At 66.4% G+C, this 7,901-nt stretch carries 6 protein-coding genes and 2 pseudogenes; 7 read left to right on the top strand and 1 reads right to left on the bottom strand.

Annotated features, from left to right (window positions below):
* Together QZ332_RS12430 and gltA are read left to right on the top strand one after the other, a co-directional pair.
* A pseudogene (locus QZ332_RS12430) lies at positions 1–176 on the top strand (sulfide/dihydroorotate dehydrogenase-like FAD/NAD-binding protein); the annotation flags it as partial.
* Between the two features lie 8 nt (positions 177–184).
* A complete protein-coding gene (gene gltA / locus QZ332_RS12425; RefSeq protein ID WP_295765959.1) occupies positions 185–1,567 on the top strand; it encodes an NADPH-dependent glutamate synthase in 1,383 nt (460 codons plus the stop codon).
* 91 nt (positions 1,568–1,658) lie between these two features.
* On the opposite strand, the gene QZ332_RS12420 is transcribed toward gltA, so the two are convergent.
* Entirely contained in the window at positions 1,659–3,101 is a 1,443-nt protein-coding gene (locus tag QZ332_RS12420; protein ID WP_295765957.1) for a FapA family protein, read from the bottom strand.
* 415 nt (positions 3,102–3,516) lie between these two features.
* Between QZ332_RS12420 and QZ332_RS12415 the strand changes: the two genes are divergently transcribed.
* The 5 genes and pseudogenes from QZ332_RS12415 to QZ332_RS12395 all read left to right on the top strand — a co-directional run.
* Positions 3,517–5,100: a peptide chain release factor 3 gene (locus QZ332_RS12415; protein WP_295765954.1), complete on the top strand. Its 1,584-nt coding sequence runs from the start codon at positions 3,517–3,519 to the stop codon at positions 5,098–5,100.
* A gap of 96 nt (positions 5,101–5,196) precedes the next feature.
* Complete coding sequence (locus QZ332_RS12410; RefSeq protein WP_295765952.1) at positions 5,197–5,895, top strand: response regulator transcription factor; 699 nt, start codon at positions 5,197–5,199, stop codon at positions 5,893–5,895.
* A 3-nt stretch (positions 5,896–5,898) separates the two neighbouring features.
* Entirely contained in the window at positions 5,899–6,795 is an 897-nt protein-coding gene (locus QZ332_RS12405) for a sensor histidine kinase KdpD (RefSeq protein ID WP_295765949.1), read from the top strand.
* A 113-nt stretch (positions 6,796–6,908) separates the two neighbouring features.
* Positions 6,909–7,598, top strand: coding sequence for an ABC transporter ATP-binding protein (locus QZ332_RS12400; protein ID WP_295765945.1), 690 nt, complete (start codon positions 6,909–6,911; stop codon positions 7,596–7,598).
* Positions 7,599–7,601: 3 nt separating this feature from the next.
* Positions 7,602–7,901: pseudogene (locus QZ332_RS12395) on the top strand (ABC transporter permease); the annotation flags it as partial.

Below are 7,901 nucleotides of genomic sequence, written 5' to 3'. Positions count from 1 at the left end.
GCGGCTGCCGGCTGAGCGTGGGCGGCGAGATGAAGTTCGCCTGCGTGGACGGCCCCGACTTCGACGGGCACAAGGTCGACTGGGACCTGGCCGTCAAGCGGAACCAGATGTACGTCGAGTTCGAGAAGCACAAGCACGAGGAGACCTGCAACCTGTTCAAGAAGGAGGCTGAATGATCATGGCTATGGCCAACATGTCTTTACAGAAGAACCCCATGCCCTCCCAGGACCCCAACGTCCGCAACAAGAACTTCCAGGAGGTCGCCCTGGGCTACACCGAGGAGCAGGCCCTGGATGAGGCACGGCGGTGCCTGAACTGCAAGAACAAGCCCTGTATGCAGGGCTGCCCCGTCATGGTCCACATCCCCGAGTTCATCCAGAAGGTGGCCGCCGGGGAGTTCGAGGAGGCTTATCAGATCATCTCCAACACCTCCGCCCTGCCCGCCGTCTGCGGCCGGGTCTGCCCCCAGGAGAGCCAGTGCGAGAAGTACTGCGTCCGGGGCAAGAAGGGCGATCCCGTGGGCATCGGCCGGCTGGAGCGCTTCGTGGCCGACTGGCACAACGCCCACAGTCAGGAGGCCCCGGAGAAGCCCGCCTCCAACGGCCACCGCGTCGCCGTGGTGGGCTCCGGCCCCGCGGGGCTGACCTGCGCCGGCGACCTGGCCCGGAAGGGGTACGAGGTCACCGTGTTCGAGGCGCTGCACCTGGCGGGCGGCGTGCTGGTGTACGGCATCCCCGAGTTCCGTCTGCCCAAGGCCATCGTCCAGAAGGAAGTGGACGGCCTGAAGGCCATGGGCGTCACCATCGCCACGGACACCGTCATCGGCCGGACCATCTCCATCGACGAGCTGATGGAGGAGCAGGGCTTCGAGGCCGTGTTCATCGGCTCCGGCGCGGGCCTGCCCATGTTCATGGACATCCCCGGCGTGAACTACCGCGGCGTGTACTCCGCCAACGAGTTCCTGACCCGCATCAACCTGATGAAGGCGTACCTGCCCGATTCCGACACCCCCATCCAGAGGCCCAAGAAGGTCGCCGTGGTCGGCGGCGGGAACGTCGCCATGGACGCCGCTCGCTGCGCCAAGCGCCTGGGGGCCGAGGTGTACATCGTCTACCGCCGCGGCATGGAGGAGCTCCCCGCCCGGAAGGAGGAGGTCGAGCACGCCGAGGAGGAGGGCATCATCTTCAAGACCCTCTGCAACCCGGTGGAGATCTTCGCCGACGAGAACGACGACGTGAACAAGATCCGCTGCATCCGGATGGAGCTGGGCGAGCCCGACGCCTCCGGCCGCCGCCGCCCCATCGAGGTCCCCGGCAGCGAGTTCGACCTGGACGTGGACTGCGTGATCATGTCCCTGGGCACCAGCCCCAACCCCCTGATCAAGTCCACCACCAAGGGCCTGGAGATCAACCGCAAGGGCGGCATCGTGGTCGACGAGGACGGCCTGACCTCCCGGGAGAAGGTCTATGCCGGCGGCGACGCCGTCACCGGCGCGGCCACGGTCATCCTGGCCATGGGCGCGGGCAAGACCGCCGCCAAGGCCATCGACGAGGCCCTCGGCAAGTGAAGGGCGTGTCGTCCATATGAGAACAGCGGCGCCGCCGGGACCTGGGTCCCCGGCGGCGCCGTGCTCGTATGTCATAGGGAGGGAGCGGCCTTCACTTGAAGAGCATCCGGCTCTCCTCGACGCGGATGTTGCAGGCTTCCTCCGCTGTTTCGATCGTCTCCGTCGCCCTGCCGATCTGGACCTCCAGGGAGGGGTACAGCTTCTCGCACCGTATCCGCCCCTTGCTCTTCTTGTCCAGCTCCTTGTTCACGGCCTTCAGCTCGTTCTTCAGCGCCTCCCGCTTCTCGATATAAAGGTCCCGCTGTTCCACCAGCTGGTCCAGCACCGACTTCTCCCCGTCCGAGATCCGGTTCCCCTTCTTCCGAAGGTCCGTGATGAACTGCCACAGCCGCTCCAGGGTCGACTGCACCTCCGCCAATTCCGTCTTGAGCCGTTCCCACGACTCCGGCAGGTGCGGCGGATAGCCCACGGAGAATTGGCTGTGGCCCCCGGCCAGGTTGCCGACCCGCAGGCACAGGATGCTCTCTCCCGCCCGGATCGTGCTGTCCAGGATCATCCCCCGTCCGCTCAGGGCATAGACCGTGCCGCCGCAGCGGACGGAGCTGTTCGAGATCGTCTCCGCGATCACGCCGGTCCCGGCCTCGATCTGCGCCTGCTCGATCACCGGGGACTGCACCTGGCCGGCCGCGCTCAGGGAGGTCTTGCCCTTCGTGCCGTAGATGCCCTGCTGGACGCGGATGGTCCCGCACATGGAGATCACGCGGGCCCGGCCGACCTTCCCGTTGATCACGATCTCGCCGGAAGCCTCGATCTCCACTCCGCCGTCTACGTTGCCGCCGATATAAAGGTTGCCCGAGATCTGGAGCGTCCCCTGGAACTGGTCCAGGTCGCCGTCGATGATCTTCTGCTCGTGGACGCAGAAGCAGTCGTCTTTGATGTATAGGATCCCGTCCGCGCCCGCCGTGAGGGCCTGCCCTCCCCGGCCGATCACGGTGTTCTTCCCCTGTGGTATGACGGGGCTGACGGGCTCGGGGCTGGGGATCGTCTGCCCCGTCACGTCCATGCCGTCCGTCCCCGGCTTCGCGGCCCGGATCAGGCAGATGACGGCCCCTTTCCGGATGGGCAGCAATTGGATGTCCTGGCTGAGATCCACCTGGCTCCCCTCCTGCACCAGCAGGCTCATGTTCTTGCTCCGCTGGAACAGCTCCGTCACGTTGCCGTCTTCTCCCGGATGGGGCATCCTCCCCCGGGCCGCCGGGAATATACGGAGATAGCCAAGGGCGAGCTCCCGCTCGACCTCCTCCTGCAGGACCCCGAATTGGATGCCCTCATAGCGCATGTCCTCCAGGAACTCTTCGACGCCGAGCCCCTCCCCGCCGTCCTCCGGCGGGAGCACGCACGCGTAGGCGCTCATCCGATCCTCTGAAAGGAAGAAATGCGCCTCCGCCTTCGCGGCCCGGGCATCGCCTCCCGCCGCTCTTTCGTACCGGGCCCTGCACGCTTCCTTCAGGGCCCGGACGAAATCGTCCAGCACCTTGCTGTCATCCGGATATTGCGCTTTCGCCCCTCTGCCCGCTGCCTCCAGCTCTGAACACGCTTTCTTATAAGGGGTGGGGTGAAATGGTTTCCTCTCCTGGTCGCCGGCCTCTTTGGAGACAAAACGATCAAAAATCGACATTTGCATCCCTGCCTTTTTCAGAATCCACTTTTAACGACCGATCCCCCGGGTCATGGCGGTCCGTCCACGATATAATATCGCTTACAGCATATCACCCCCAAGAGAAATTATCAAGTATTATTTCTGCATGGCGCATTTCTGTATGGCGCGCGCCGGCCGGGCGAACGGGGGCGGGGATCTCCGCTCCCGTGGTTGCAAACCGGGGAGATCCATGCTATATTATATAATCCGTGGAAGACATCCCATCATCTATTGAATAGGAGGCTGTCACATGACTGCTTTCAAAGACGAGATCGCCCGCAGGCGTACCTTCGCCATCATCTCCCACCCCGACGCGGGCAAGACGACCCTCACGGAAAAGCTCCTCCTCTACGGCGGAGCCATCGCCCAGGCGGGGGAGGTCAAGGGCAAACGCGCCCGCGCCGCCACCTCCGACTGGATGGAGATCGAGAAGCAGCGCGGCATCTCCGTCACCTCCTCCGTCATGCAGTTCCAGCACGACGGATACTGCGTCAACATCCTGGACACCCCGGGACACCAGGACTTCTCCGAGGACACCTACCGCACCCTCATGGCGGCGGACTCCGCCGTCATGGTCATCGACGGGGCCAAGGGCGTGGAGCCCCAGACGCGGAAGCTCTTCAAGGTCTGCGCCCTGCGGCACATCCCCATCTTCACCTTCATCAACAAGATGGACCGGGAGAGCCGGGACCCCCTGGAGCTGTGCGGCGAGGTGGAGGCCGAGCTTGGCATCGACACTTATCCCATGAACTGGCCCATCGGCTCCGGGAAGGAGTTCCAGGGCGTCTATGACCGGGAGGCCGCCCGCATCCTCTTCTTCTCCGGCGAGGGCCACGCCAAGAAGGCCGAGGCCACCGAGGTGGACCTGGGGGACCCCGCCGTGAGCGGCATGATCGGCGAGGGGCGCTGGCGTCAGCTCCAGGAGGAGGTGGAGCTTTTGGGCGCGGGCCGGGACCTGGACCTGGAGGCCGTCCGGAACGGGACCTTGTCCCCCGTGTTCTTCGGCTCCGCCCTGACCAACTTCGGCGTGGAGCCCTTTTTGAAGGAGTTCCTCCGCATGACCACCGCGCCCCTGAGCCGCATGGCGGGGGAGGAGGAGATCGACGCCTCCTCCCCGGACTTCTCCGCCTTCGTCTTCAAGATCCAGGCCAACATGAACAAGGCCCACCGGGACCGCCTGGCCTTCCTGCGGATCTGCTCCGGCCGCTTCCAGCGGGACACGGAGTACTATCACGTCCAGTCCGGCAAGAAGATGCGCCTCTCCCAGCCCCAGCAGATGATGGCCGCGGAGCGGGAGATCGTGGACGAGGCTTACGCCGGGGACATCATCGGCGTGTTCGACCCCGGCATCTTCTCCATCGGCGACACCGTCACCGTGCCGGGGAAGAAGTTCCGCTACGCCGGCATCCCCACCTTCGAGCCGGAGCACTTCATGCGGGTCTCCCCCAAGGACACCATGAAGCGCAAGCAGTTCATCAAGGGCACGGAGCAGATCGCCCAGGAGGGCGCCATCCAGATCTTCAAGCGCCCCGGCGGCGGCATGGAGGAGGTCGTGGTGGGCGTGGTGGGCACGCTGCAGTTCGACGTGTTCCAGTACCGCATGAAGGCGGAGTACGGCGTCGAGCTCTATATGGAGGGCCTGCCCTATGACCACCTGCGGCTGATTGCCGAGTGCCCCTGCGGGCCCGACGAGCTGGTGCTGTGCACCGGCGCGGCCATCCTGGAGGACTTCAAGGGCCGTCTGCTGGTGGCCTTCGGCGGCGAGTGGTCCGTGGGCTTCCTGACGAAGCACAACCCCGGCCTCGTGCTGGAGGACGCCCTGTCCGTGTCATGAGATGCCGGAGATCCCGCTCCTGCCGCTGCGCTCCGTCCGGCCCTTCCCGCCGGGGACGCCCCGCCGGAGCGCGGCGGGCATGGGAGAGGTGAGGATATGAGACCTGTTTTGATCGTGGAGGACGACCGGGCCCTGGGGGACGGCCTCTGCCTGGCCCTCAGGGACCCGGCGCTGGAGCTGGCTTTGTGCCGGACCCTCTCCGCCGCCCGGGCGGCCCTGGCGGAGCGGGCGTTCGACCTCCTCCTGCTGGACGTAAACCTCCCCGACGGCAGCGGCCTGGACCTCCTCCGGGAGATCCGGGCCGCCGGGCGGGCCCTGCCCGTCATCCTGCTGACCGCCAACGACATGGAGACGGACATCGTGGCGGGCCTGGAGTCCGGGGCGGACGATTACGTGACGAAGCCCTTCTCCCTGGCGGTCCTCCGGGCGCGGGTCAACGCCCAGCTCCGCCGGACGGGCAAAGGGCCCGCCCGGGACGGCCCCATCGTGCTGGAGGACTTCTCCTTCGACTTCGAGCGCATGGAGTTCCGCCGGGGCGGGCGGCTCATCGACCTGAGCAAGACGGAGCAGAAGCTCCTCCGCCTCCTGGTGGAGAACCGGGGCCGGACCATGCCCCGGGCGCTGCTGGTGGACCGCATCTGGACCGACGGGGCGGAGTACGTGGACGAGAACGCCCTGTCCGTGACGGTGAAGCGCCTCCGGGGCAAGCTGGAGGAGGTCCCCTCCAAGCCCCGGTTCCTGAAGACCGTCTACGGCATCGGCTACACCTGGACCACCGGCGGGAAAGAGGGCTGAGGGATGACGAGAGCGGGATACCTGTGCCTCGCCGCCCTGGCGCTGGCCCTGGCGGCGTCGTCCCTCTGGCATCGCTGGCGAACGGCGCGGCTGCTGCGCCGCCTGGAGCGGATGCTGGACGAGGCGGTCCGGGGGGACTTCCGGGAGGCGGCCTTCGACGAGAGCCTCCTCTCCGCCGTGGAGACGAAGCTGGCCCACTACCTCAGCGCCTCCGCCGTCTCCGCCCGGGACCTGCGGGAGGAGAAGGACAAGATCAAGTCCCTCATCGCCGACATCTCCCACCAGACCAAGACCCCCATCGCCAACGTCCTGCTGTACGCCCAGCTCCTGGAGGAGCAGGCCCCGGAGCAGCGGGAGTACACCGCCGCCCTCAGCGCCCAGGCGCGCAAGCTCCGGTCCCTGATCGAGGCGCTGGTGAAGACCTCCCGCCTGGAGACCGGCGTGCTGGCCCTGCATCCCCGCCCCGGGGCGCTGGGCCCCATGCTGGAGGAGGCCGTGGGCCAGTTCGCCCCGGAGGCGGCGGAGAAGGGCCTGGCCCTGACCCTGGGGCCCGGGGAGGCGGAGGCCGTCTTCGACCCCAAGTGGACGGCGGAGGCCGTCTGCAACCTGATCGACAACGCCGTCAAATACACCCCCTCCGGGAGCGTCACCGTCCGGGCCCGGTCCTATGAGCTGTTCGCCCGGATCGACGTGGCGGACACCGGGCCGGGCATGGCGGAGGAAGAGCTGGCGAAGGTGTTCCGGCGCTTCTACCGGGGGCCGGGCACGGAGGAGGCCGAGGGCGTGGGCGTGGGGCTCTGCCTGGTCCGGCAGATCGCCGAGGGGCAGGGGGGCTATGTGAAAGCCTTCTCCCATCCGGGGCAGGGGACGACGTTCTCCCTGTTCCTGCCCCGGGGCTGAGGGGCGAGATCGTGTCAGCTCTGTTAGATTTCGGAAAGGACGCGGAAAGATTCCCGGTGTAAAGTCTGTATCGTCGAGAGACAATACAGACTTTTCCTTATGGAGGCATCGTTATGACGATCTTAGAGACCAAGGACCTGCGCAAGACCTACGGCTCCGGCGAGACGGAAGTCCATGCCCTGGACGGCGTGGACCTGAAGATCGAAAAAGGCGAGTTCGCCGCCGTGGTGGGCACCTCCGGCTCCGGCAAGTCCACCCTGCTGCACATGCTGGGTGGGCTCGACCGGCCCACCTCCGGCTCCGTCGCCGTGGACGGGCGGGACATCTTCGCCCTCAAGGACGAGGCCCTCACCATCTTCCGCCGCCGGAAGATCGGCTTCGTCTTCCAGAACTACAACCTGGTCCCGGTGCTGAACGTCTATGAGAACATCGTCCTGCCCATCCAGCTGGACGGCCAGCAGCCGGACGCGGGATACGTGGACCAGATCGTCGAGACCCTGGGCCTGGAGAAGAAGCTCCAGAACCTCCCCAACAACCTCTCCGGCGGACAGCAGCAGCGGGTGGCCATCGCCCGGGCCCTGGCGGCCAAGCCCGCCATCGTCCTGGCCGACGAGCCCACGGGCAACCTGGACTCCCGGACCAGCCAGGATGTGATGGGCCTTTTGAAGATCACCAGCCAGAAGTTCGCCCAGACCATCGTCATGATCACCCACAACGAGGAGATCGCCCAAATGGCGGACCGCATCATCCGCATCGAGGACGGGAAGATCCGCTCCTCCCGGACCACCGGGGAGGAGGGGTGAGCCATGATCCGAGTCGCCAATAGGGGCTGCATCCGCCGCCTGGGCTTCCGGTCCATGAAGGCGGCCAGGACCCGGAACATCGTGGCCGTCCTGGCCATCGCCCTGACCACCGTGCTGTTCACCTCCCTGTTCACCATCGCCTCCTCCATCAACTACTCCTTCCAGCAGGAGAACTTCCGCCAGGCGGGGGGCGACTGCCACGCCAGCATCAAGGATATCTCCTGGGGACAGGTGGAGGAGCTCCGCACCGACCCCCTCATCAAGGAGGGCTCCGCCCGGCTGTTCCTGGGCATGCCCAGCGAG

The sequence above is a fragment of the uncultured Oscillibacter sp. genome (genome assembly GCF_910584465.1).
Lineage (GTDB): Bacteria > Bacillota > Clostridia > Oscillospirales > Oscillospiraceae > Oscillibacter.
This window is presented reverse-complemented; position numbering and strand designations above follow the sequence as displayed.